The 21,263-nt window shown below is 63.0% G+C and carries 27 protein-coding genes; 21 read left to right on the top strand and 6 right to left on the bottom strand.

All coding sequences use genetic code 11. The annotated features are described in order from the left end of the window. The first annotated feature begins 244 nt into the window (after nt 1-244). Nucleotides 245-694 carry a hypothetical protein gene (locus tag E4P09_RS02445; protein WP_137387981.1) on the top strand — a complete coding sequence of 150 codons (450 nt, stop codon included), beginning with the start codon at nt 245-247 and terminating at the stop codon, nt 692-694. A 195-nt stretch (nt 695-889) separates the two neighbouring features. On the opposite strand, the gene E4P09_RS02440 is transcribed toward E4P09_RS02445, so the two are convergent. Further along, nucleotides 890-1,234: a hypothetical protein gene (locus E4P09_RS02440; protein WP_137387980.1), complete on the bottom strand. Its 345-nt coding sequence runs from the start codon at nt 1,232-1,234 to the stop codon at nt 890-892. A 147-nt stretch (nt 1,235-1,381) separates the two neighbouring features. On the opposite strand from E4P09_RS02440, the gene E4P09_RS02435 reads away from it, so the two are divergent. From E4P09_RS02435 to E4P09_RS02410, 6 genes are all read left to right on the top strand, one after another. Continuing rightward, nucleotides 1,382-1,693 carry an HNH endonuclease gene (locus E4P09_RS02435; RefSeq protein ID WP_137387979.1) on the top strand — a complete coding sequence of 104 codons (312 nt, stop codon included), beginning with the start codon at nt 1,382-1,384 and terminating at the stop codon, nt 1,691-1,693. Between the two features lie 183 nt (nt 1,694-1,876). Further along, nucleotides 1,877-2,317 carry a helix-turn-helix domain-containing protein gene (locus E4P09_RS02430; RefSeq protein ID WP_137387978.1) on the top strand — a complete coding sequence of 147 codons (441 nt, stop codon included), beginning with the start codon at nt 1,877-1,879 and terminating at the stop codon, nt 2,315-2,317. After that, nucleotides 2,314-4,014 carry a terminase large subunit gene (locus tag E4P09_RS02425; RefSeq protein WP_137387977.1) on the top strand — a complete coding sequence of 567 codons (1,701 nt, stop codon included), beginning with the start codon at nt 2,314-2,316 and terminating at the stop codon, nt 4,012-4,014. Before E4P09_RS02430 ends, E4P09_RS02425 begins: the two co-directional genes overlap by 4 nt. A gap of 3 nt (nt 4,015-4,017) precedes the next feature. Next, nucleotides 4,018-5,328 (top strand): phage portal protein, encoded by a 1,311-nt coding sequence (locus tag E4P09_RS02420; RefSeq protein WP_205041995.1) that lies wholly within the window; start codon nt 4,018-4,020, stop codon nt 5,326-5,328. Continuing rightward, the gene (locus tag E4P09_RS02415; protein ID WP_137387976.1) at nt 5,306-6,151 is read left to right on the top strand and encodes a head maturation protease, ClpP-related; all 846 of its coding nucleotides are present in this window, start codon (nt 5,306-5,308) and stop codon (nt 6,149-6,151) included. The genes E4P09_RS02420 and E4P09_RS02415 overlap by 23 nt, the downstream gene beginning before the upstream one ends. A gap of 15 nt (nt 6,152-6,166) precedes the next feature. Further along, a complete protein-coding gene (locus tag E4P09_RS02410; protein WP_137387975.1) occupies nt 6,167-7,405 on the top strand; it encodes a phage major capsid protein in 1,239 nt (412 codons plus the stop codon). Here E4P09_RS02410 and E4P09_RS02405 read toward each other — a convergent pair. Beyond that, nucleotides 7,383-7,706, bottom strand: coding sequence for a hypothetical protein (locus E4P09_RS02405; RefSeq protein ID WP_137387974.1), 324 nt, complete (start codon nt 7,704-7,706; stop codon nt 7,383-7,385). The genes E4P09_RS02410 and E4P09_RS02405 overlap by 23 nt on opposite strands. A 21-nt stretch (nt 7,707-7,727) precedes the next feature. Here E4P09_RS02405 and E4P09_RS25840 point away from each other — a divergent pair, with 21 nt between their 5' ends. The 4 genes from E4P09_RS25840 (at nt 7,728) to E4P09_RS02390 (ending at nt 9,263) form a co-directional block, all read left to right on the top strand. Next, complete coding sequence (locus tag E4P09_RS25840; RefSeq protein WP_170984191.1) at nt 7,728-7,880, top strand: hypothetical protein; 153 nt, start codon at nt 7,728-7,730, stop codon at nt 7,878-7,880. 2 nt (nt 7,881-7,882) lie between these two features. Next, on the top strand, nt 7,883-8,479 hold the full coding sequence (locus E4P09_RS02400; RefSeq protein ID WP_137387973.1) for a head-tail connector protein: 597 nt from the start codon (nt 7,883-7,885) through the stop codon (nt 8,477-8,479). Between the two features lie 10 nt (nt 8,480-8,489). Beyond that, nucleotides 8,490-8,837 carry a phage head closure protein gene (locus E4P09_RS02395; RefSeq protein ID WP_137387972.1) on the top strand — a complete coding sequence of 116 codons (348 nt, stop codon included), beginning with the start codon at nt 8,490-8,492 and terminating at the stop codon, nt 8,835-8,837. A 69-nt stretch (nt 8,838-8,906) separates the two neighbouring features. After that, entirely contained in the window at nt 8,907-9,263 is a 357-nt protein-coding gene (locus E4P09_RS02390) for a hypothetical protein (RefSeq protein ID WP_137387971.1), read from the top strand. Nucleotides 9,264-9,280: 17 nt separating this feature from the next. Here the strand turns inward: E4P09_RS02390 and E4P09_RS02385 are convergent, their stop codons facing one another. After that, nucleotides 9,281-9,859 carry a DUF4304 domain-containing protein gene (locus E4P09_RS02385; protein ID WP_137387970.1) on the bottom strand — a complete coding sequence of 193 codons (579 nt, stop codon included), beginning with the start codon at nt 9,857-9,859 and terminating at the stop codon, nt 9,281-9,283. Nucleotides 9,860-9,967: 108 nt separating this feature from the next. Between E4P09_RS02385 and E4P09_RS02380 the strand changes: the two genes are divergently transcribed. The 7 genes from E4P09_RS02380 to E4P09_RS02350 are packed head-to-tail and all read left to right on the top strand — an operon-like array spanning nt 9,968 to nt 14,401. Continuing rightward, nucleotides 9,968-10,489 carry an HK97-gp10 family putative phage morphogenesis protein gene (locus tag E4P09_RS02380; RefSeq protein WP_137387969.1) on the top strand — a complete coding sequence of 174 codons (522 nt, stop codon included), beginning with the start codon at nt 9,968-9,970 and terminating at the stop codon, nt 10,487-10,489. Then, a complete protein-coding gene (locus tag E4P09_RS02375; protein WP_137387968.1) occupies nt 10,486-10,884 on the top strand; it encodes a DUF3168 domain-containing protein in 399 nt (132 codons plus the stop codon). The genes E4P09_RS02380 and E4P09_RS02375 overlap by 4 nt, the downstream gene beginning before the upstream one ends. Before the next feature lie 3 nt (nt 10,885-10,887). After that, a complete protein-coding gene (locus E4P09_RS02370) occupies nt 10,888-11,316 on the top strand; it encodes a phage tail tube protein (RefSeq protein WP_137387967.1) in 429 nt (142 codons plus the stop codon). Then, complete coding sequence (locus tag E4P09_RS02365) at nt 11,313-11,741, top strand: GTA-gp10 family protein (protein WP_137387966.1); 429 nt, start codon at nt 11,313-11,315, stop codon at nt 11,739-11,741. Before E4P09_RS02370 ends, E4P09_RS02365 begins: the two co-directional genes overlap by 4 nt. Further along, nucleotides 11,666-12,001, top strand: coding sequence for a phage tail assembly chaperone (locus E4P09_RS26845; RefSeq protein WP_137387965.1), 336 nt, complete (start codon nt 11,666-11,668; stop codon nt 11,999-12,001). The genes E4P09_RS02365 and E4P09_RS26845 overlap by 76 nt, the downstream gene beginning before the upstream one ends. Then, entirely contained in the window at nt 11,991-13,769 is a 1,779-nt protein-coding gene (locus tag E4P09_RS26170) for a hypothetical protein (protein WP_205041994.1), read from the top strand. The genes E4P09_RS26845 and E4P09_RS26170 overlap by 11 nt, the downstream gene beginning before the upstream one ends. Next, on the top strand, nt 13,769-14,401 hold the full coding sequence (locus tag E4P09_RS02350) for a DUF2460 domain-containing protein (protein WP_137387964.1): 633 nt from the start codon (nt 13,769-13,771) through the stop codon (nt 14,399-14,401). The genes E4P09_RS26170 and E4P09_RS02350 overlap by 1 nt, the downstream gene beginning before the upstream one ends. Here E4P09_RS02350 and E4P09_RS02345 read toward each other — a convergent pair whose 3' ends face one another. Further along, nucleotides 14,402-14,686 carry an addiction module antidote protein gene (locus E4P09_RS02345; RefSeq protein ID WP_137387963.1) on the bottom strand — a complete coding sequence of 95 codons (285 nt, stop codon included), beginning with the start codon at nt 14,684-14,686 and terminating at the stop codon, nt 14,402-14,404. 1 nt (nt 14,687) lies between these two features. Continuing rightward, entirely contained in the window at nt 14,688-14,975 is a 288-nt protein-coding gene (locus tag E4P09_RS02340; RefSeq protein WP_137387962.1) for a type II toxin-antitoxin system RelE/ParE family toxin, read from the bottom strand. 60 nt (nt 14,976-15,035) lie between these two features. On the opposite strand from E4P09_RS02340, the gene E4P09_RS02335 reads away from it, so the two are divergent. Together E4P09_RS02335 and E4P09_RS02330 are read left to right on the top strand one after the other, a co-directional pair. Then, a complete protein-coding gene (locus E4P09_RS02335) occupies nt 15,036-15,935 on the top strand; it encodes a DUF2163 domain-containing protein (RefSeq protein ID WP_137387961.1) in 900 nt (299 codons plus the stop codon). Further along, nucleotides 15,922-16,401, top strand: coding sequence for an NlpC/P60 family protein (locus E4P09_RS02330; protein ID WP_239024999.1), 480 nt, complete (start codon nt 15,922-15,924; stop codon nt 16,399-16,401). The genes E4P09_RS02335 and E4P09_RS02330 overlap by 14 nt, the downstream gene beginning before the upstream one ends. Here E4P09_RS02330 and E4P09_RS02325 read toward each other — a convergent pair. After that, nucleotides 16,350-16,676, bottom strand: coding sequence for a hypothetical protein (locus tag E4P09_RS02325; RefSeq protein ID WP_137387959.1), 327 nt, complete (start codon nt 16,674-16,676; stop codon nt 16,350-16,352). The genes E4P09_RS02330 and E4P09_RS02325 overlap by 52 nt on opposite strands. Before the next feature lie 79 nt (nt 16,677-16,755). Between E4P09_RS02325 and E4P09_RS02320 the strand changes: the two genes are divergently transcribed. Then, complete coding sequence (locus tag E4P09_RS02320) at nt 16,756-20,691, top strand: baseplate multidomain protein megatron (protein ID WP_137387958.1); 3,936 nt, start codon at nt 16,756-16,758, stop codon at nt 20,689-20,691. The last annotated feature ends 572 nt before the right edge of the window (nt 20,692-21,263 follow it).

The raw sequence follows: 21,263 nt of genomic DNA, 5'->3' as shown, positions 1-21,263 counted from the left end.
ACCCTCGCAAGTCTCGCAAGAGACAAGTAAGCCATTAATTCAAAAGACAAAAAGACCTGCGAGGGTTGGTTTGCAACCATCGCAGATGCCTCGCAACCCTCGCACGTGCCAGATCAAGCCGGATCTGCGCCGGGAAACCGACGCCTGGAGCCTGCTGGTCTGGGCTTATAGGACCGAATGCGTGCGGGCTGCGGCAGGCGGAACGACAGATTGGGTGTTGAGCTCCGGTCGTTCGTCCCTGTGCATGGCTGAACGCCGTGGCGGGCTGATCAATGGCCATCTCGATGTGCACGAGGACGCGCTTGCCGTCGATGCTTGGGTGCGGACGTTGGCGCGCGCCGATTACTGGCTGATCGTGGACCATGCTGGACGCGGTGAGATGCCGAGCCGCGCCGTCAAGCTGCCCCCGCTCAAGTGCCGGCCGGTGATGCGGAAGACGCCCGCCGGTCCCAAGCCGAAGGTGGTCTATGATCCCGTGAGCAAGCGCCCGTTGTTCTGCCCGGTGGAGTTCACCGGCTATTCGGCCGATGAGATCGCCAAGGCGCATGCCGAGGCGGACGCGCGCGTCGACCGATTCGGGGACCTGCTGGTGGCGCTGTTCCTGGACCTGGACCATGACGGCCAGCCCCTGGGAAAATGGCTGGTTGTGGAGCCCTGGAAGGGATATTACGCGAGCAGGGAAGCTGCCGCTTGACAATTGCGGAAAAAAGTTGACACTGTCCGCATGCTAAGCGCGAAGCGCGTGTGGCGAACCCCTCCGGAGAGATCCGCGAGGGGTTTATGTTTTGGATCACCAAGCACAGGCGAGCTTAGGCCAGCATCCAGTGAATTGATGCGCTTGGTTTGGGGCTGCACTCCCGATATCAACAGAGCCGTCGGACTTTTGTCGTCACATCCAGCTCACTGAGTTGCAGTCGACTTGTATAACCTCTTCGGGTGTGCTTCTGAAGCAGCGTTCTTCCGTGGAGAAGCTTAATTGGGTTAGAGCAGAAAGCTGATCCAGCGTGAAGGATGTGTTGTACGTCTTGTTGTATTCATCAACTTGATTTTTATATTTCTCTTGATCTGAATTATTTATGGTTACGTCGTTCGAAGAATTCTCTTCGTATTCTAACCTTCTGATAATAAACGATCTCAAATTTTTTACATCTTTTATCGTGAAATTGTGGCCATGAAGTTGGTTGAATTCAGCCAACTGGTGTTCCTGGTTCGCATTGCGATCAATTTCCTGCATTACCCCATCTCGTCATTCAGGTGCGCAGGTTGATTGGATGTGAACTCGGGCAAAAACGGTCCCATTATCGAGCAAGAGAGTGATCGTATGCCGTTTTTCGCTTCCCTCCAGGCCCGGCCACGACGGTCTCGTACTTCCGACGCTACAATGGGCAAGCTATCCAACATAAAACCGATGCTTGGCACCATCGCTCCGCGCCTGCATCCGCCGCCGAAGGTCGCCGATCGGTTCTATCTGTCACGCGAGTGGCGGGCGCTGGTTGCGCGGCTGAAGCGCGAGCGGGGCAACTGGTGTGAACAATGCGGATCCAGTCACCGCATCATCGGTGACCATATCGTCGAGCGCAGGGACGGCGGCGCGGATTTGGATCCGGCCAACGTCATGCTGCTGTGCTTCACCTGCCATCAACGCAAGACGGCTCTAGCACGAGCGCGACGGGCGCGCGGGCAAATAGGGTAGGGTGGACCGCTTCTGCTCCATGCCTGTGCGATGGGTTGATCCGGTGACCGAAGGTCTGCGAGCGGACGATCTGGTATATCCTCAGGCATCGGAGCAATTTTCCTGAGGTAGGGGGGTGGTCAAAAGTTCGGAGCCGGCCCGGCCCTGAAACCGCAGCCCCCCTCATTCGGAGATTTTTTTCTGATGGCCACGGATTTTGACCTTCTGGGTGATCCGATTCCGGAGAACTGGGGCAAGCGTGGTCGGCCGCCGCATATGGCGACCGCGGAAAAACGTAGGCTGGTCATACAGTTACTGGCCTTCGACTGGTCGCTGGAGAAGATCGCGGCGGCGCTGAACTGCAGCCCGCCCACGCTGCGCAAGAATTATTTTCGGGAACTCAAGGCGAGGGCGGAGGCGCGGGCGCGGGTTGAGGCCAAGCTGCTCAACGCGCTCATGTGCCAGGCCGAGGCCGGCAACGTCACGGCGATCGATAAATACTTCAAGCGCCTGGACCGCAACGACCTCGACAGGCTGCCGAGGGTGAAGGCGCCCAAGCCGCCGAAGCTCGGCAAGAAGGAAGCGGCCATGCGCGATGCGCACACCGCGCATGAGCATACCGCCTGGGGCGAGCTGCTGAACTGATGCACTGGGATTTCTCCTGTCCCGATTGGGAAAGCCGACTGCGCGACGGGCGCCCGCTGGTGCCGGACCTGCCGCTGGATCAGGAGGAGGCGGGCCGCGCCGTGCGCGTGTTCAACAAGCTGCGGCTTCCCGACGTGCCGGGCCAGCCGGCCATGGCGGATGCGGCGGGGGACTGGTTCCGCGACATCGTGCGGGCGGTGTTCGGCTCGATCGATGAGGACAGCGTGCGCCGGGTGCGCGAAGTGTTCGCCCTGGTGCCGAAGAAGAACTCGAAGACCACCGGCGGCGGCGGGATCATGGTGACGGCCTTGATCCTCAACAAGCGACCGCGGGCGGAGTTCCTGCTGGTGGGGCCAACCCAGGAGATTGCCGACCTCGCCTTTCAGCAGGCCTCGGGCATGATCGAGGGCGACCCTGAAAGCTACCTGCAGAAGCGCTTCGCGGTGAAGGATCACCTGAAGACCATCATCGACCGCACCAACGGCGCGATGCTGAAGATCAAGACGTTCGACATGAAGGTGATGACCGGAGCCAAGCCCACGGGCGTGCTGGTGGACGAGCTGCATGTGATGAGCGCCATGTCTTACGCCTCGCGGGTCATCGGCCAGATTCGCGGCGGACTGCTGCCCCGGCCAGACGGCTTCCTGATCTTCATCACCACCCAGAGCGACGAGCCGCCGGCGGGCTGCTTCAAGGCGGAGCTGCAGCTGGCGCGCGGCATCCGCGATGGGCGGATCAAGGGCGATGCCGCCTCCATGCTGCCGATCCTCTACGAGTTCCCGGAGCGCATGCAGACCGACCCCGGCCGGCCGTGGGAGAATCCGGCGGCGTGGCCGATGGTGCTGCCGAACCTGGGGCTATCGATCACGCTGGACGCGCTCAAGACCGACTTTGCCCAGGCCAAGGAAAAGGGTGAGGACGAGCTGCGGCGCTGGGCGAGCCAGCACCTCAACGTGGAGATCGGGCTCGCGCTGCACACGGACCGCTGGCGCGGCGCGGATTATTGGCAAGGTGCGGCCGACACGTCGCTCACCCTGCACGCGCTGCTCGATCGCTCGGAGGTGGTGACGATCGGCAACGACGGCGGCGGGCTCGATGACCTGTTCGGGCTGGCGGTCTTGGGCCGCTGCAAGGTGACCCGAGATTGGCTGTTATGGACCCATGCCTGGGTGCAGAGCGACGTGCTTGAGCTGCGCAAGGACATTGCCGAGCGGCTGCGCGATTTCGAGCGCCAGGGCGACTTGACCATTTGCGAGCACCCGACCCAGGACATCGAGGAGATCGCCGATATTGCGGAAATGGTCTTCGGGACGGGTCTGCTGCCGAACGAAGACGCGGTCGGATTGGATCCCCAGTCCATATCTGCTTTGGTGGATGAGCTCGACCTTCGCCAGATGAAAGATCCGCTCGTACGCAGCGTTCCGCAAGGATACCGCCTGTCGTCAGCCGTCTGGGGTATGGAACGCAAGCTGAAGGACGGCACGCTCTGGCATTCGGGCTCGCCGATGATGGCCTGGTGCGTCGGAAACGCCAAGCCACAGCAAACCGGCAACGCGGTGATCATTACCAAACAGGCGGCCGGCAAGGCCAAGATCGACCCGCTGATGGCGTCGTTCAATGCGTTTCAGCTGATGAGCCGGAATCCTCAGGCTGTTGGCAAGTCGGTCTATGAAGACCGCGGCATTCTGATGGTGTAGCGGATGGGCATTCTCGATCTCTTCCGCCGCGCCGAGCCTAAGGCCGCGGTGCCGGAATTGCCGCCGATGCCGTTGGTGCCGGCATTGCCGCTGGTGCGCGCCATGGCTGGCGAGTGCGCCATGTTTCACGGGCTGGACGATCCGCGGTTCCTGGAGTTCATCCGCCATGGCGGCGGCGCGATGACCGAGGCGGGGATTTCGATCTCGCCCAAGATCGCCATGCGCAACACCACCGTGTTGCGCTGCGTCTCGCTGATCTCCTTCGCCATTGGCATGTTGCCCCTGCACCTGCAGCGGAAGAACACCAAGGAAAATGCCACCGATCACCCGCTGTTTCGCATCCTGCACCGGCGCCCGAATGCCTGGCAGACCGCCTTCGAGTTCCGCTCGCTGATGCAGCAACGGGCGTTGGGGGCAAGCGGCTCGGGCACCAAGGGTGATGCCTATGCGCTGATCGTGCGGAGCGGGTCGCGCATTCTTCAGCTGGTGCCCCTTGAGACCGATCGGGTAACTCCGCAGCAGAACAGCGACTGGTCGCTCGACTATGTCTATCAGCGGCCGACCGGCGGCACGGTGACCCTGCCGCAATCGGACATCTTCCACCTTCGCTACGGACTCTCGGAAGACGGCATCACCGGGCTGTCGCTCGTGAAGCAGGCAGCAGAAGCCATCGCGCTGGCCATACAGGCGGACACTGGTGCTGCGCGATTGTTCCGCAACGGCATGCTGGTCGGCGGCGCTTTGAAGCACAAGAACACGCTCTCTGCCGAAGCCTATGAACGGCTCAGGGAGAGCATGGCGGAGCGGGAAGGCGCGCAGAACGCGCACCGGTGGATGATCCTCGAAGAGGGCATGGAGGCGAACCCCTTTGCCCAGACCGGCCGCGACAGCCAGCACCTTGAGACGCGTGCACACCAGGTTGAAGAAATCTCCCGTCCATTCGGGGTGCCGAGGCCGCTGCTCAATGTGGATGAGACCTCATGGGGTTCGGGCATTGACGTGCTCGGGCAGTTCTTCGTGCGCTTCGCCCTAAACCCGTGGTTCGAGGCGTGGCAGCAGGCGATCGAGCGTTCGCTGCTGACCGAACGGGAAGCCGATCTCTACGAGGCCAAGTTCAATGCCGGCGGGCTCCTGCGCGGCTCGATGAAGGACCAGGCTGACTTCTTCGCCAAGGGCTTGGGTGCCGGCGGGCATCAGCCCTTCCTGGAAGTCGATGAAGTGCGCGACTGGCTGGACCTGCCACATAGCGACAACCTGCCGATGCCAATCACTCAACGCAATGGAGCGGGCAATGAGCCTTCGCAAGCTGCCTGAGATCAGGGCCGAGCGCCTGCCGACGATCTGCGCGTTCGAGCCGGACCCGAACGCGGTCGAGCGCTGGAATGCCGGCATCACGGCTGCCCAGACGGGGGACAATACCATCTCCATCCTCGATGTGATCGGCGAGGATTTCTGGAGCGGGGCCGGTGTCACGTCCAAGCGAGTGGCCGCCGCCCTGCGGTCGATCGGCGATGATGATGTGTTCGTGGACATCAACTCGCCTGGCGGTGATTTCTTCGAGGGAGTCGCGATCTACAACGCGCTCAGGGCGCATCCCAGGAAGGTGACGGTTCGCATCCTCGGCCTTGCCGCATCGGCGGCCTCGATCATCGCCATGGCAGGGGATGAGATCCAGATCGGCAAAGCCAGCTTCCTCATGGTGCACAATGCCTGGGTGATCGCGGTCGGCAATCGCCATGACCTGCGCGAGGCAGCCCAGCGGATGGAGCCGTTCGACGATGCCATGGCAACCGTCTATGCCGAGCGTGCCGGCGTGGAAAAGGCAAAGGCGTCCGAATGGATGGATGCGGAGGCATGGTTCAATGGCGAGCAGGCGGTTGCCGAGGGACTGGCGGATGCCTTCCTGCCGGCCGATCAGGTGAACGAGGACGGTGCTCGGGCGGAGGCCTTCCGCTCCATGAACGCCGTCCGGCGGGTGGACGCGCTGCTCGCCAGATCAGGAATTACGCGCAGTGAGCGCCGTAGCCTCATTGCCGAAATGAAGGGCGGCAAGCAGGACGCTGCCGCTTCCGTCATGCACGACGCTGACGATCTCAGGGCCGCTCTTGCGCGGCTTTCCCAAACAATCCGGTCATAGACCTAAGGAGCTTTCATGACCAAGCATATGAGCCCGCGCAAGCTGCGCGGCATCCTCGCCGTGCGCGCTGACGTAAGCGGCGACATCAAGGCGCTGATCGAGGCGGTGAACCGGGACTTCCACGTCTTCAAGGCCGCCATGGCGGAGAAGGACAAGGAGCTCGCCCGCAGGTTCGACGACGTGGTGACCACGGACAAGCTGGAGCGGATCAACGCCAGCGTCGGCGATATGCAGGCCGCTATCGACCAGGCCAACGCCAAGCTCGCCGCCATGGCGATCGGAGCCGGTGGCGTCGGGGAAGTGCGGGACAGGGAATATACCGAAGCCTTCCGGGCACACTTTCGCAAGGGCGATATCCAGGCCGCGCTGAACAAGGGGGCTGCTGCAGAAGGCGGCTATCTCGCACCCATCGAATGGGACCGGACCATCACCGACAAGCTGATCGAAGTCTCGCCGATGCGGCAGATATCTTCGGTGCAGACCATCTCGACCGCTGGCTTCACCAAGCTGTTCAACCTGCGGGGCACCGCATCGGGCTGGGTTGGCGAAACGGCAGCTCGGGGGCAGACCAATACAGCGACCTTCGGGCAGATGGAGTACCGGCCTGGCGAGATCTACGCCAATCCGGCGGCGACCCAGGGCATGCTGGATGATGCGGAGGTCAATCTCGAGCAGTGGCTGGCGAACGAGGTGGAGACCGAGTTTGCCTACCAGGAAGGGCTCGCTTTCATCGCCGGCAATGGAACCAACAAACCCTACGGCTTTCTGACCTTTGTCACTGGCGGCGCCCATGCGGCCACTAATCCGCTTGGTGCGATCCAGATCAAGACGGCCGCCTCGGCCACCGCGATCGATCCCGATGAGCTGATCGATATGGTCTACATGTTGCCGTCGGCATTCACTCAGAATGCTCACTGGGTGATGAACCGTACATCGCAAGGGACCATCCGCAAGCTGAAGGACGGCGACGGCAACTATCTCTGGCAACCATCGTTCGTCGCCGGCCAGCCGGCCACTATTCTCGGCTATCCCGTCACGGAGATGCCCGGCATGCCTGATCTGGCAGTCGACGCTCTGCCGCTCGCCTTTGGCGATTTCCGCCGTGGCTATCTCATCATCGACCGGGTGGGCATACGGGTTCTGCGCGATCCCTTCACCAACAAGCCATACGTCCACTTCTACACGACAAAGCGGGTTGGTGGTGGCGTGCTCAATCCGGAAACCATCAAGGTCATGAAGATGGCCGCTGCCTGATGTCACGGCAGGTCTGGCCGTCGATCTCGAACCGGAACGTTTGAACCAAACCGTGTGTCACGTAGCCAACGGGACACCTGACCAAGGATCGATCCGGGAAACTGACGATGATCTCCCCGGAGCCCTCGCAGTCGATGGCCCGCGTGGTGACGAGCAGGTTCCCGGATCGACTGAGGCTCGTCTGTCTGCCGCAGAGGTTCAGCGTCGCTGCGGTCACCTCGCGAGAGCCAATATCAATCTCGAAGGCATTCTCCGAGCGGCTGCACGCGAATAAGCACAGCGGCACCAGCCAGGCGGCCATTGCCCTTGTTGGAGGCATCCAATGACCGAAGAAAAGAAGCAAGCTGAAACGACCCCCGAATCACCCGCCAAGAACCGAAAAGCCAAAGTAGCGGCAAAGCAGCCGAAATTCACCCGTGAGGAGTTGAGGCAGCTCGGCCTCGATCCAGCCTGCTACGGTTACGCGAAGAAGTGAGCATGCACCGTCCGGTTCTAATCACGCCACCGGCAACAAGCCCGGTGAGTCTCGAAGAGGCAAAGGTCCATCTGCGCGTCGAGCACGGGCATGAGGATGGGCTGATCATCGGGCTCATTGCCACGGCGACCGAGCTTTTCGACGGCTGGACCGGCATTCTGGGCGGGCGCTGCCTGGTCGAACAGGTGTGGCGGCAGGACTTCGACGGCTTCGCCCGTGTCCTGCCGCTGCTGCTCGGCCCGGTGATCGGCATCACGTCCGCGACCTGGCGGAACGCGGCCGGGCAGATCGCGACAGTGAACAGCAGCGATTACGGCCTCAAGACCGACCCGGCGGGCCGGTCATATCTCCGGTTCAAAGACGGCTTCAGCTTTCCAAGCGATCTCTATGAGACCGGTGCGGTCGCGGTGACTTATTCGGCGGGGTACCCGACGGTTGGGGGTATGAGCACCATTCCGGTCGCCCTGAAACAGGCGATGCTGCAGCTTATCGCCTATTGGTACGACCATCGGGCGGCGGTGGTGGTGGGCACGACGCCAAGCGAGATGCCGTTTTCGGTTGCCGCGATGATCACGCCCTATCGTTGGCTCCGAGTCTAGGTTCCTCGCCATGATGCGGGCTGGACGACTGGACCGCCACATCACCATTCAGCGGCAGAATCCCAGCCAGCTCGAGTCGGGGCAGCAGGTCGAGAACTGGCAGACGGTCGCCTGTGTCTGGGCTCAAGTGGTCTATGGCCGCGGCTCCGAGCGGTTCGCTGCGCAGCAGATGATCGGCAAGGCAGTGGTGACCTTCCGCATTCGCTGGTCGCCCGAGGTGTCCGAGATCTCGGTCTTGCATTCGATCCTCTATGACGGCCGGCGCTTCGACATCACCGATATGCGGGAGATCGGCCGCCACGAGGGGATCGAGATCGATGCGACCGCGCGCAGCGAGGAGCCGTTGAGCGACCGCTAGTGCAGCGATGCATCCGGTGGTAGCGTTCGACAGCTGAACGTCCGCTTGCCACGACTGACGAAGGCATGAATGTCATTTCCAGAAGAACAATTGTGGGATGAGATCAATCAAGGCTGGACACTCATGTCCTTCACACAACGATGCTTGTGGGAGGCAATTAAACGCCCGCCAGAAGAATGGGAATTGCGAGGCTATGGCCGGTGCTGGGTCGTGGCACTGATTGGTTCAACGGTGATCTATTACAATCCGTTCGAGCACGGTTTTGGCCTTTCGCCTTGGTCCCGGTACGGGTTGATCGAGCGATACGAGGCGTCACAGTATCGGCTTGACGAGGCCGTCCAGCGGCAACTCGATATCATAAACACGGGATGTGATATCGGCCCGTTTGGAAGTCAGCCAACTCCTGGGGAATACCAGAAATCATAGTGTCGATTTGTGAGCACCTACTGCCGGAGGCACGGGCAGTGCAATCGCTCCGCAACTTGGAACACATTCTCTCGCCAGCCGACAAATTTTTGAGCCAATTCCTCTAAGGTTTTGCAGGCGATGTCAGCGCGCCCAGTAAGGGCCTCCAAGATGGAATAGCGAAGGAAATCGGGAACATACCCGCTCTTTCTCCCAACGTTCCTTCCCAGCCGGTTTTTCATAAATTCTCGATCACGCATGATGTCCAAATTTGGCAGCACATATCTCTGCATATCGGAGGAAATTTCGACAGGAGCCGCGGGGTTTCCAAAATCCCACCATGCAGGTCTACCAGTGCGCAGCTCACCGAACTGCATCCTCAATGTACAGTAAGGTTCATAAACAAACCCGGAGATCGAGTGTCCCCGGTAGATAGCCTCTACTTCAAGATCAAGAACGCCGCTGTTGATAAGGAAGCTGTCACCCGATTTGCTCGCCTGCAGGTCGACAACATCGATAAAGCCATCCATGCGGCGGTTCCACGTCGCCTTATGCCTTTTGAAGCCCAGCGGTTTCAAAAGCTGGTCTGCTTTGGTTATGATTTCGACTTTGCTCATGGCTCTCGTAGAAGTGCTTGTGATTTGCTGCCAATCGCCTTCGCGGCCAGCGACTAGCAACCATCAAGCGTACGGTGTGACTCGTCTGTCAGGGTCAGAACACTAGTCATGACTAAATCGTCCTTTACTTTCAAGCTCGAGGGAGCGAAGGAGCTCGACCGTGCCCTCGCCGAGCTGCCCAAGGCCTATGCCAAATCGGCCTTGCGCGACATGCTGAAGAAGGCGGCCAAACCGGTGGCGGACGCGGCCCGGGCACGGGCGCCGGAGGGGCCGAATCGCAAGCTGCGTGGGAGCATTCGGGTCTCGACCAGGCTCAAGGAGAGCCAGCGGCGTGGGCGCGTGAAGCGTGGCGCGGTCGAGATCTTCATTGGCGCGACCTATCCCCCGGGCAATAATGCCCATCTCGTCGAGTTCGGCACCGGGCCGCGTTACCACAAGAATGGCAAGTATGTGGGACAGATGCCGCCCAAGCCGTTCATGCGGCCGGCCTGGGATGCCAGCAAGGATCAGGCGTTGGCAATCCTGCGTGAGGAAGCCTGGATGGCACTATACCGGGCGGCGCGGCGGCTGGCCAAGCGGGCCGTCTCGGGCAAGCTCGGCAAAAGTGCCCGGAGGCACTTGGGCGGATGATCCCGCTTGCGGCGCTGCTCACGGCCGACGCGACGGTGACCGGTCTCGTGGGCAGCCGGATCTATCCGGTGGTGCTGCCGCAAAAGCCGAGGCTGCCGGCGCTCACCTACACCACCATCAGCGATATCGGCCAGCACGGATCGGGCGGGCCGCTCAAGCTGTCGCGGCCGCGCATCCAGGTCGATTGCTGGGCTGAGACCTACGATCAGGCGCGGGTCTTGGCGGCTGCCGTGAAGCGGGCGCTGGACGGCAAGCGTGCCCAGCTCGGATCTGAAGCGGACGGCCGCATCGTGCAGGGCCTGTTCTTCGACAGCGAGCGTGATCTGTTCGGGGCGGAGCCCGAGCCCAAGCAATACCGGATCGCCCAGGACTATTTTGTTTGGCAGGAGGATTGAGGGATGGCGAATGCCAGGATCGGCTATGGCGTCAAGTTCCAGCGCGAGACGACGACGCCCGGTACTTACGAGGATATCGGCGAGCTGATCGAGCCGGGAGCCCCGGGGCTTGCGCGCGATGCGGTTGACGCCACCCATGCCGCCAGCCCCGATGCCTATCGCGAGTTCATCTCTGGGCTGCGCGACGGGGGCGAGGTGGCGCTCACTCTGGCCCTGCTGCCCACCAATGCGGCGCAACGCCGGCTCTATGACGACTTCAACGATAATGCGGCGCACAAATACAAGGTGCTGTTCCCGAACGTTGAGCAGACCAGCTGGTCGTTCGACGGCCTCATTACCGCGCTAACGCCGGCGCTGCCGATCGATGACCGGATGACCCTTGCGGTCACCGTGAAGGTATCGGGCAAACCCGTGCTGGCGGATGCCGCATGATCGCCAATCCCTATCGCGGCGAGGTGGTGGTGAGCTTGGACGGCGAGCCGCACCTTGTGCGGTTCAGCTGGCATGCCATCGCCGCGCTGCAGGCCCGCTATGGCCAGGGCTTTGCGGCGACCGTCTCCCAGGCGCTTGCGAGCTATGACGTCGCCACCATGGCGGAGGTGCTGGCCATCGGCCTTGCGGAGCGGCACCCGGAGATGACGGCGGATAAGATCATGGCCTCATCGCCACCGATGGTGACTGTGGCCGCCAAGGTGACCGAGGCTCTGAACCTGGCGTTCCACGGGCCGCAAGGCCTAGGCACTGAGGATCGCGAGACCAAGGCAAACCCTCAGCCGGCCCGGTGGAGGACCTGGTGGCGCAAGCTCTCAAGGCGGCTGCCGTGGCAGGCCTTCAGCCGGGCCAATTTTGGGAGCTGACTCCACATGAGCTCAGACTCTTCCTTGCCGGCGCTGCCGATCGAGAACGGGCCAGATATCGCCGCGCGGTGTGGGCAGCCTGGCACCAGGCAGGCTTTGCTCGGGCCAAGCGCATGCCTTCGCTGACGACCGTGCTCGACCGGGTGGACGGGCGCAAGCCGCGCAGGATGAGCCCGGATGATCAACTGCGGATGATTACCATGCTGAACAATGCCTTCGGTGGAGAGGACCGCCGGAAGGGACAAGCCCATGGCCGCTGAACCGATCGGCGCGCTCAGGGCCGAGATGTCGGCCAATGCGGCGCAGTTCGAGGAGGACATGGGCCGGGCACGCCGCGCCGTGCAGGAGGCGGCCCGTGGCATGCAGGCCTCCATGGCGCGGGCCAAGGCGCAGATGGATGCGGCCTCCGCCTCGATCAACAGGCTCGCCTCGGTGGGCCGCGCCTTCGCCGGCGGGCTCGGGCTCGGCATCGCAACGACCGGACTTGCCGAGCTACCCCGCCTGTTGCGCGAGATGGTCGCCGAGGCGGCGGGGGTCGGCGATCTGGCCGATCGTATCGGCATGACGGCGGAGGAGGTGCAGCAGCTGCAATATGCAGCCCGGCAGAGCGGATCGGATGTTCAGACCCTGAATGACGGCCTGCAGCGCTTTGCCCTGGAGATCGGCAAGGCGGCCGATGGTTCGGGCAAGCTCAAGGAGATCCTGGAGGCGAACGGCATAGCGCTCAGGGATGCCGAGGGACGCGTGCGGCCGTTGAATGATCTGTTGCGCGACTATGCCGATCTCGTGGCGGGGGCGCGCAGCGAGCAAGAGCGGCTGCAGCTGGTCTATTCCGCCTTCGGCCGCACGGGCCAAGACCTCGTCCTGATGCTCAAGGATGGCGCCACGGGCCTGAAGTCCGCCGCCCGGGAAGCGCGCGATCTGGGGGTGGTGATCGAGGACGATCTGATCAAGCAGGCGCGCGCGTTCGACGATGCCCTGGATCGGCTGACGGCGACGATCGAGACGCGGCTGAAGGTGGCTTTGCTGAACGGGGCGGACTGGGTCTCCACACTGGCGGATGCGCTGAGCGATGTGGGCAGCCAACTCAAGCAGAACATCAACAGCTGGAGCCTCTGGACGAAGCTGATCGATGCCTTGCCCAAGGATCCGCTGGCCCCGGAGGTCGAGCTGCTGTCGCCGGAACAGCGGCAGGTGGTGAACACGGCCGCCAAGGGCAACCGGATCACACCGCCGAAGCTGCCACCACCGCCAGACCCAGACCGCCGCGATGGCAATGACGAACGCGACCGGCAAGCGGAGGCGATCGCCCGGGTCATCTCGGCGCTTGAGTTTGAGCAGGCGCAGCTGCAGCGTTCGGCTCTGGACCAGGAGATCCACAATCAGCTGCGCGCGGCGGGTGTGGACCTCACCAGCAAGCAAGGCCAGCGCATTGCCGAGCTGGTGACGCAGATCGAACAACAGCGCCAGGCGATGATGGATGCGAGGTTGGCGCAAGAGGCCTTCAATGACAGCATGCGCTATCTCGGGGAGATCGGGGTCGACACCTTCGCAAGTCTCGTGTCGGGCACCGAGAGCTTCTCTGATGCCATCAGGAACCTGGCGCAGGAGCTGGGCCTGGCGGCGCTCAAGGCAGCGCTGCTGGGCGAAGGCCCTTTGGCCGGGTTGTTCGGAACGGCGCAAAGCGGCGGCTCGCTCGGTGGCATTCTCAATGCGTTCTCGCGCGGCCAGACGGGCGGGCCGACCAATATCGTGCCGACCGGCTTTGCCCGCGGCGGCAGTTTCGAGGTGGGCGGGGCCGGCGGTATTGACAGTCAGCTGGTGGTGTTCAAGGCAACCCCGGGCGAGCTGGTGACCGTAGATGACCGCCGCGGGCCGGAGGCGGGCGATCAGCCCGGCCGCGTTGTGGCCGCACCGCGCATCACATTCAACGTGATGGCCAATGATGCCGAGAGCTTCCGCCGATCGGAAAGCCAGATTGCCGCCATGCTGACCCGTGCGGTTGCGCGCGGACAGAGGAACCTCTGATGGCCTTCCACGAGGTTAGGTTTCCGATCGAGATTGCCTATGGCTCGACCGGCGGCCCGGAGCGGCGAACCGACGTGGTGGTGCTGGGCTCGGGGTTCGAGGAGCGCAATGCCCGCTGGGCGAATTCCCGGCGCCGCTATGACGTGGGCTATGGCATCCGCACCCTGAATCACCTGCATGAGGTGATTGCCTTCTTCGAGGCGCGCAACGGCCGGCTGCACGGCTTCCGCTTCAAGGACTATGCCGACTTCAAGTCCTGTCCGCCGATCGATGAGATTGCGCCTAATAACCAGCCGATCGGGGAGGGGGACGGCAGCGCGACAGCGTTCCAGCTGGTGAAGCGCTACAGCTCGGGCAACGTCGACTCCGTGCGCGAAATCAGAAAGCCGCTCGCGGCCAGCGTGCGGGTGGCGGCGAATGGGATCGAGCTGGCCGCCGGGGCCGACTTCACCGTGGATGACACCACCGGCCTGGTAACGTTCGCGGTAGCACCTGCCAATGGTGCCGCCATTACCGCCGGCTTCGAATTCGATGTGCCGGTGCGGTTCGATACCGACCTGATCCAGGTGAATCTCGCCAGTTTCGAGGTCGGCGAGATCCCCAACATTCCGATCGTGGAGATCAGGCTGTGATCAAGCGGCAGTTGCTGTCAGCCGGAGCCCGAGCGCTTTCATCACACCCATCAGGGTCGAGAGCCTGGGATCGCCGTCCTCGCTAAGGGCTTTGTATAGCGCTTCCCGCGTGACGCCGGCTTCCTTCGCCACCTGGGTCATTCCCCGGGCGCGAGCCACGACGCCGAGCGCATGGGTGATGTAGGCGGCGTCCCCGGTCTCGAAGGCGTCGGCCAGCAGCTCCGCCTGGGATTCCGGATCATCGAGATATTCGGCTGCGTCGAATGGGATGGTTTTGAGGGGCATGTCAGACCTCCTTGGCCATGGTAATGGCCTTCTTGATGTCTCGGGGTTGCGAGGACTTGTCACCGCCGCACAGCAGGATGATCAGCTGGTTGCCGCGTCGGACGAAGTACACCCTGTATCCGGGACCGTAATCTATGCGGAGTTCGCCAATGCCGTCGAAGAACTTGACGTCGCCCAACAGGCCGGCTTCCAGCCGAACGATGCGCTGGGCAATCCGCTTGGCAGCGCGGATATCGGCCAAGCCTCTAAGCCATTTGCTAAATTCGACGGTTTGGCGCACTTCGATCATATGTGAACTATAGTTCACAGTGAGGGCCAATGTCAACTATAGTTCACAGATGAGCATGCCATGAGGCAGCTGCCCGCGGGGATGCAGGATCACCTGGACAGCGGCGCCACCACGCTCGCCTGGTGTTGGAAGCTGGCACGCAATGACGGGGTTGTGCTGGGCTTCACCGACCACGACCACGACCTGATGTTCGATGGCGTGACCTACGCGGCGATGACCGGATTTTCGGCGAGCGAGATCTCGACCAGCCTGGGGCTGTCGGTCGACAATCTGGAAGCCCAAGGCGCGCTGCAGGCGGATGCGATCACCGAGCGGGATATTCTCGCCGGGCTCTATGACGATGCCGAAGTCGAGATCTGGCGGGTGAACTGGGCGGACGTTGCGCAACGCATCCTGCTGCGCAAGGGTAATCTCGGCGAGGTGAAGCGGGGCACCACGGCCTTCATGGCGGAGATCCGCAGCCTGGCGCACAAGCTCAACCAGACCATGGGCCGGATTTATCAGCGCAGCTGCGATGCGACCCTGGGTGACGCCCGCTGCGGCATCGATCTCGAGCAGGCCGCCTTCAAGGGATCGGGCGCGGTTGATGTGGTGAGCGGCAACCGGCGGTTCACGGCGACGGGGCTCGATGCCTTTGCTGACCGTTGGTTCTCGCGCGGCACGCTCGACTGGACGAGCGGCGCCAATGTGGGCACGCGCGGCGAGGTGAAGGCCCATGCCAAGGATGGCCCGATTGTCGTGGTCGAGCTCTGGGTGCCGGCGGCGGCGCCTATTGCAGAGGGCGACGGCTTTATCATCCGTGCCGGCTGCGATAAGCAATTCGTGACCTGCAAGGCCAAGTTCGACAATGTGCTTCGCTTCCGCGGCTTCCCGCACATGCCGACCAATGACTTCGTCATCTCCTATCCTTTCCCCGGTGATCCCGGCCTTGACGGGGGCAGCAACTTTGCCGGGTCCTGACGATATCGCGGAGGCTAGCCTCGCCGCTGCCCGCGCCTGGATTGGCACGCCGTTTCACCATGGCGCCAGCCTGCGCGGGGTGGGCTGCGACTGCCTTGGCCTGATCCGCGGGGTGTGGCGCGACGTCTATGGCTTGGAGCCCGAACCGTCGCCGGTCTATGGGCGCAAGTGGCACCTAGCTGGCCGCGAGCGGCTGCTTGAGGGTTTGCGGCGGCACCTGATGGAGATCCCGATTGAGCACGCCCGGTCGGCCGACGTGCTGTGCTTCCGGGCGCGAGAGGGTGGCTTTGCGAGGCATGCCGGGATCATGAGCGCAGCGGACAGAATGATCCACGCATACGAGCGCGCGCCACTGTGCGAGGTGCATCTGACGGATTGGTGGTGGGAACGGGCGGTGGGGGCTTTCCGCTTCCCTTACAGCGCCGATACGAACGCCTGCTGCGGCATTAGGGCGATCTCGCGTTGAAGCTCGCGAACCGTCTTCAACGCGCGTTCGCGGGCCTGAGGCGTCGCGGGCAAGCCGAAGCGCTCGGTTTCCATAAGAAAGAGGAATTCGGCAACATCTTCAACGCATTGCCCGTCCATCAGCCGAGTCACCACCAGGAAGATATAATAGTCATATTCTCCGGACACGCTGGTCTCCGGGTTGCGATTAAAATATGTGGCCAGGCGGAGCGGATCCCAGAAGGTAAAAATGATTCTTCTCAATGACTTGAGTCGCATCTTGATCCTAGACATCATTCATCCCCCCACTGAATGGTCCATTTTTGTTGATCTAAAGTGCTGATATTGTTGTGATACTCTAGCAAAATCGCTAAACATGGCAACTCTTCTGCTCACAACAGCGGCATCGGCGATCGGCTCGTCGATGGGCCTGAACGCGTTTGCCACAGCGCTCTTGCAGGCGGGTGCGTTCGTGGCCGGTCAGGCGATCGATGCGGCCCTGTTCGGCGGGGGCGGCACCACCCAGATCGGCCCTCGGCTCACTGAGCTCGACGTGCTCTCCGCCACCGAGGGCAGCCCCATTCCCCGCATCTATGGCCGGGTGCGCACCGGCGGCGAGATCATCTGGGCAACCCGCCTCGAAGAGAAGATCGATAAGGACGAGGACGAGGTGGGCGGCGTGCTCGGTATAGGCGAGCAGACCGTCACCACCATCACCTATCGCTATTTTGCCAACTTCGCCGTGGCCCTGTGCGAAGGCGACATCGCGCACGTCAACCGCATCTGGGCGGACGGCAAGGAACTGGACCTCACCGCCGTCACCTATCGCGTCTATACCGGCAGCGAGGACCAGCTGCCCGATGCCCTGATCGAGGCCAAGGAAGGGGCGGGCAATGTGCCAGCCTATCGCGGTGTGGCCTATGTCGTCTTCGAGCGCCTGCCGCTGGAGCGCTTCGGCAACCGCATTCCACAGCTCAATTTCGAGATCTTGAAGCCGTTGCCGGGCCGGGTCGAGGAAAAGGTGCTCGGGGTCAACCTCATCCCCGGCGCCACCGAGTTCGGCTATGAGGCTCAAACGGTCAAGCAGGTGAGCACGGGCAGCTGGGGCGCGATCTTCGTCGGCCCCGAGAACCGGCATGTCACCGGGGGACCGAGCGATTGGACGGTGGCGCTCGCGCATCTGCGCGCCATGGCGCCGAACCTCAAGACCGTGAACCTGGTGGTGGCGTGGTTCGGCGATGACCTGCGCTGCGGCACCTGCACCCTCAGGCCCAAGGTCGACAACAAAGAGAAGGACACCATGCCGATCCGCTGGCGGGTGGCCGGGCTGGAGCGGGCAGACGCCGAGGCGGTGTCGCTGGTGAATGGCCGGCCGGCCTATGGCGGCACGCCGAATGATACCTCGGTCATCTCAGCCATTCAGGAGCTGAAGTCCCTTGGGCTGCATGTGAACGTGATGCCGTTCATCATGATGGATGTGCCAGCCGACAACACCTTGCCCGACCCCTATACCGGCGAAGCGGGGCAGCCCGCCTATCCCTGGCGCGGGCGCATCACCTGCGACCCGGCACCGGGGCAGCCGGGCACGGTGGACAAGACGGCGGCGGCGGGCGACCAGGTGGCGACCTTCGTGGGCACGGCGGTGCCGGCACAGTTCACCATCAATGGCAGCCAAATCAACTATTCCGGGCCGGTGGAATGGAGCTATCGCCGGTTCATTCTGCACAATGCGCAGCTGGCCAAGGCCGCCGGCGCGGACGGGTTCCTGATCGGCTCGGAGATGGTGGGGCTATCGACCGTGCGGGACGGGTCGGCGAGCTTCCCCTTCGTTGACGCGCTGATTGCCTTGGCGGCTGACGTGCGCACCGTGCTGGGGCCTGCCGTCAAGATCGGCTATGCCGCCGACTGGTCGGAATATCACAGCTATCGGCCGGGCGACGGCTCGGGCGATGTTTACTTTCACCTCGATCCGCTCTGGGCTGACGCGAATATCGACTTCATCGGGATCGACAATTACCTGCCCATGTCTGACTGGCGCGAGGGGCTTGAGCAGCTGGACTATGACGCCGAGGCCGGGCACACCGCCATCTATGTGCAGGACTATCTCCAGGGGAATATCGAGGGCGGGGAATACTATGACTGGTTCTATGCGAGCCCGGAAGACCGGCGTAACCAGGTGCGCACGGCCATCACCGATGGTGCCCATGGCAAGCCCTGGGTGTTCCGCAACAAGGACATCCGGAGCTGGTGGAGCAACCAGCACATCAACCGGCCGGGCGGGGTGGAGAGCGGCGCCCCCACGGTCTGGGTGCCGGGCTCCAAGCCCATCTGGTTCACCGAATGCGGCTGCCCGGCGGTGGACAAGGGCACTAACCAGCCGAACGTGTTCTTCGACCCTAAATCGTCCGAGAGCTTCCTGCCTTACTTCTCCAATGGGCTGCGCGACGACTTCATGCAGCGGGTCTATCTCGACGCGCTGATCACCCATTGGGATCCGGCGACCGGTAATAATCCGGGGATGATCGAGATGGACCGCACCTGTGTGTGGGCGTGGGACATGCGACCCTTCCCCACCTTCCCGGTGGATGGGGGCACCTGGGGTGATGCGCCCAACTGGATCCTGGGCCATTGGCTGTCCGCTCGCTCCATGGTGTCGCTCAACGACCTGGTGCGGGTGCTGGCGGCGGATTATGGCGTGACGGATATCGACGTGGATTCGCTCTATGGCTCGGTTGACGGACTGATCCTTGACCGGGTGATGTCGTTCCGCGAGGCGCTTGGCCAGCTCGAGCTGATGTTCGCCTTCGATGCGGTCGAGGCGGGCGCCCGGGTTCGGGTGATCTCCAAGCGCGGGCTTCACCCGGTTGCGGAGATCACCACGGACGATCTGACCGATTCCGGCCAGGGCAAGGTGATCGAGCTGGTGCGCAAGCAGGAGAGTGAGCTGCCGCTGGCGGCCAAGGTGCGCTTCATCGATAGCATGGCCGATTATCGCAGTGCGGCGGTGGAGTCGGTTAAGCTGGTTTCCCATAGCGAGCGGGTGTCGGAAGCCGAGGTGGCGGTGGCGATCGACACCGGCCGCGCGCAATCGGCGGTGGACAGCTGGCTGCAGGATATCTGGATTGGCCGCGAGGGGGCGGGTTTCGGCCTGCCGGCATCGCGGATGGCGATCGAGCCGGGCGATGTGGTGACCCTTGCCCACGGGCCGGGCGTGCGCACCCTGAGGCTCAACCAGATCGACGAGCTGGTCGAGCGGCGCTGCGCTGCGCGCGCGTTCGACGTGCAGGTGTTCTCGCCGGCGGGAGCGCCGGCCAGGTCTGCGGGTCCGGTGCCGCCGCCACCGCCGACCTTCATTGCCCCGGCCATTGCCTTCATGGACCTGCCCCAGATCCGTGAGACGGACGCGGATTGGGCCGGCTATGTGGCGGCCTTCACCCGACCCTGGCCGGGGGCGGTGAACCTCTATCGCTCCAGCAGCCAGGGTGACTACGGCTTCAACCGGCAGATCGCAGCACCGGGCGATTGCGGCGAGACGGTGAGCCCGCTGCCGGCCGGGCCGACCGCACGGTGGGACGAAGGCACGGTGTTGCGCATCCGGCTCTATGGCTCGACCGCGCAGACGCTATCGGAGCTTCAGGTCCTGGGCGGGGCGAACCTGCTGGCGGTCGAGAACCCGGACGGGGAATGGGAGCTGCTGCAGTTCCAAAACGCTGAGCTGGTCGGGGCCGGGCTCTATGACGTGTCGATGCTGCTGCGTGGGCAGTTCGGCACTGAGGGGGCGATGCGCGATCCCGTGTCGGGCTCGCCCGTGCCGGCCGGAGCCCGGTGCATCATCGCAACGTCAGCCCTGGTGCAGGTGGCCTTGAGCCGGGCCGAGGTGGGGCTGCCCTTCTGGTACCGCTATGGGCCGGCCGGCCAGGACCTGGAGGGCGACACCTATGACGAGCGCCAGCACACATTCACGGGCAGGGGGCTCAAGCCCTTCAGTCCGGTGCATGTGCGCGGCCGCCGCGACCCGGTGAGCGGTGACGTGACCATCACCTGGATCAGGCGCACCCGCATAGGCGGTGACAATTGGGAACAGATCGAGGTGCCGTTGGGCGAGGAAGCGGAGGCCTATGAAGTGGACATCCTCGACGGTAATGGCGTGGTCAAGCGGACGATCGCCACCAGCATGCCTTCCGCGGTCTACACCGCAGCCCAGCAGGCGGCGGACTTTGGTTCACCTCCGGCAACTCTCGATGTGGCGGTCTACCAGATCTCGGCAGCCGTGGGGCGGGGATCAAAAGCAGTGGCAGGGATAATCCATTAGCCCTGCTGTATTGCAGAAGCGCTTACGCCAAACACTCTGCGGTACCAGTATGCTCTTCGATCTCTGAACCACGCGCGATTGAGGTCGTTCTCGAACCGCGCCAGCTGACGCATGTCGATCTTGTATCGATAGAAAAACGCTAGGAGTTCGCGAAGGTCATTGTCGTTCGGCTTTCGCGAGAGAGTAATGAACAACGTGGTGCCCCGACCGTCGAAGCCTTTGACGCACTTGATCCGGCTGAGCCACTCGAAGAAGGCTCTCTCATCGTTCTCGTGATAGTAGCGGACCAGAGTTGCCTCAAGGACCTTGGATTGAACGGCTAGGTGTCGCCGAACACGAGCTAGGTCACTCGGCATTGTCGTTACGACCTGTGTGTGAGTTGCCGGCTAGGCTGGCCTGAGAGCGACAAGAGCTTTTGTGCCGTCGCCAAAGGTCCTTTCCGCGCATTCGACGATAGAACCTGGGGGATATGCCCACTCCTCATCCTCCTGCTTGGACGAGGGTAGCAGGTAGCGGCCGTCCGGCAGGCGCTCAGCGGAAACCGGACGCCACACGGCTGTCCCCTCGTCAAG

This window comes from Rhodoligotrophos defluvii (assembly GCF_005281615.1).
Classification (GTDB): Bacteria; Pseudomonadota; Alphaproteobacteria; order Rhizobiales; family Im1; genus Rhodoligotrophos; species Rhodoligotrophos defluvii.
Note: the sequence above shows the minus strand (reverse complement) of the source record. Positions and strands in the feature narration are given on the sequence as shown.

Bases quoted from the DNA above. Each gene is read 5' to 3' on its own strand.
- E4P09_RS02380 (WP_137387969.1), top strand. From the start codon at position 9,968: ATGACTAAATCGTCCTTTACTTTCAAGCTCGAGGGAGCGAAGGAGCTC.
- E4P09_RS02375 (WP_137387968.1), top strand. From the start codon at position 10,486: ATGATCCCGCTTGCGGCGCTGCTCACGGCCGACGCGACGGTGACCGGT.
- E4P09_RS02410 (WP_137387975.1), top strand. From the start codon at position 6,167: ATGACCAAGCATATGAGCCCGCGCAAGCTGCGCGGCATCCTCGCCGTG.
- E4P09_RS02350 (WP_137387964.1), top strand. From the start codon at position 13,769: ATGGCCTTCCACGAGGTTAGGTTTCCGATCGAGATTGCCTATGGCTCG.
- E4P09_RS02390 (WP_137387971.1), top strand. From the start codon at position 8,907: ATGTCATTTCCAGAAGAACAATTGTGGGATGAGATCAATCAAGGCTGG.
- E4P09_RS25840 (WP_170984191.1), top strand. From the start codon at position 7,728: ATGACCGAAGAAAAGAAGCAAGCTGAAACGACCCCCGAATCACCCGCC.
- E4P09_RS02385 (WP_137387970.1), bottom strand. From the start codon at position 9,859: ATGAGCAAAGTCGAAATCATAACCAAAGCAGACCAGCTTTTGAAACCG.
- E4P09_RS02335 (WP_137387961.1), top strand. From the start codon at position 15,036: ATGAGGCAGCTGCCCGCGGGGATGCAGGATCACCTGGACAGCGGCGCC.
- E4P09_RS02435 (WP_137387979.1), top strand. From the start codon at position 1,382: ATGGGCAAGCTATCCAACATAAAACCGATGCTTGGCACCATCGCTCCG.
- E4P09_RS02430 (WP_137387978.1), top strand. From the start codon at position 1,877: ATGGCCACGGATTTTGACCTTCTGGGTGATCCGATTCCGGAGAACTGG.
- E4P09_RS02395 (WP_137387972.1), top strand. From the start codon at position 8,490: ATGATGCGGGCTGGACGACTGGACCGCCACATCACCATTCAGCGGCAG.
- E4P09_RS02405 (WP_137387974.1), bottom strand. From the start codon at position 7,706: ATGGCCGCCTGGCTGGTGCCGCTGTGCTTATTCGCGTGCAGCCGCTCG.
- E4P09_RS02345 (WP_137387963.1), bottom strand. From the start codon at position 14,686: ATGCCCCTCAAAACCATCCCATTCGACGCAGCCGAATATCTCGATGAT.
- E4P09_RS02415 (WP_137387976.1), top strand. From the start codon at position 5,306: ATGAGCCTTCGCAAGCTGCCTGAGATCAGGGCCGAGCGCCTGCCGACG.
- E4P09_RS02440 (WP_137387980.1), bottom strand. From the start codon at position 1,234: ATGCAGGAAATTGATCGCAATGCGAACCAGGAACACCAGTTGGCTGAA.
- E4P09_RS26170 (WP_205041994.1), top strand. From the start codon at position 11,991: ATGGCCGCTGAACCGATCGGCGCGCTCAGGGCCGAGATGTCGGCCAAT.
- E4P09_RS02325 (WP_137387959.1), bottom strand. From the start codon at position 16,676: ATGATGTCTAGGATCAAGATGCGACTCAAGTCATTGAGAAGAATCATT.
- E4P09_RS02400 (WP_137387973.1), top strand. From the start codon at position 7,883: ATGCACCGTCCGGTTCTAATCACGCCACCGGCAACAAGCCCGGTGAGT.
- E4P09_RS02340 (WP_137387962.1), bottom strand. From the start codon at position 14,975: ATGATCGAAGTGCGCCAAACCGTCGAATTTAGCAAATGGCTTAGAGGC.
- E4P09_RS02420 (WP_205041995.1), top strand. From the start codon at position 4,018: ATGGGCATTCTCGATCTCTTCCGCCGCGCCGAGCCTAAGGCCGCGGTG.
- E4P09_RS02320 (WP_137387958.1), top strand. From the start codon at position 16,756: ATGGCAACTCTTCTGCTCACAACAGCGGCATCGGCGATCGGCTCGTCG.
- E4P09_RS02370 (WP_137387967.1), top strand. From the start codon at position 10,888: ATGGCGAATGCCAGGATCGGCTATGGCGTCAAGTTCCAGCGCGAGACG.
- E4P09_RS02365 (WP_137387966.1), top strand. From the start codon at position 11,313: ATGATCGCCAATCCCTATCGCGGCGAGGTGGTGGTGAGCTTGGACGGC.
- E4P09_RS02445 (WP_137387981.1), top strand. From the start codon at position 245: ATGGCTGAACGCCGTGGCGGGCTGATCAATGGCCATCTCGATGTGCAC.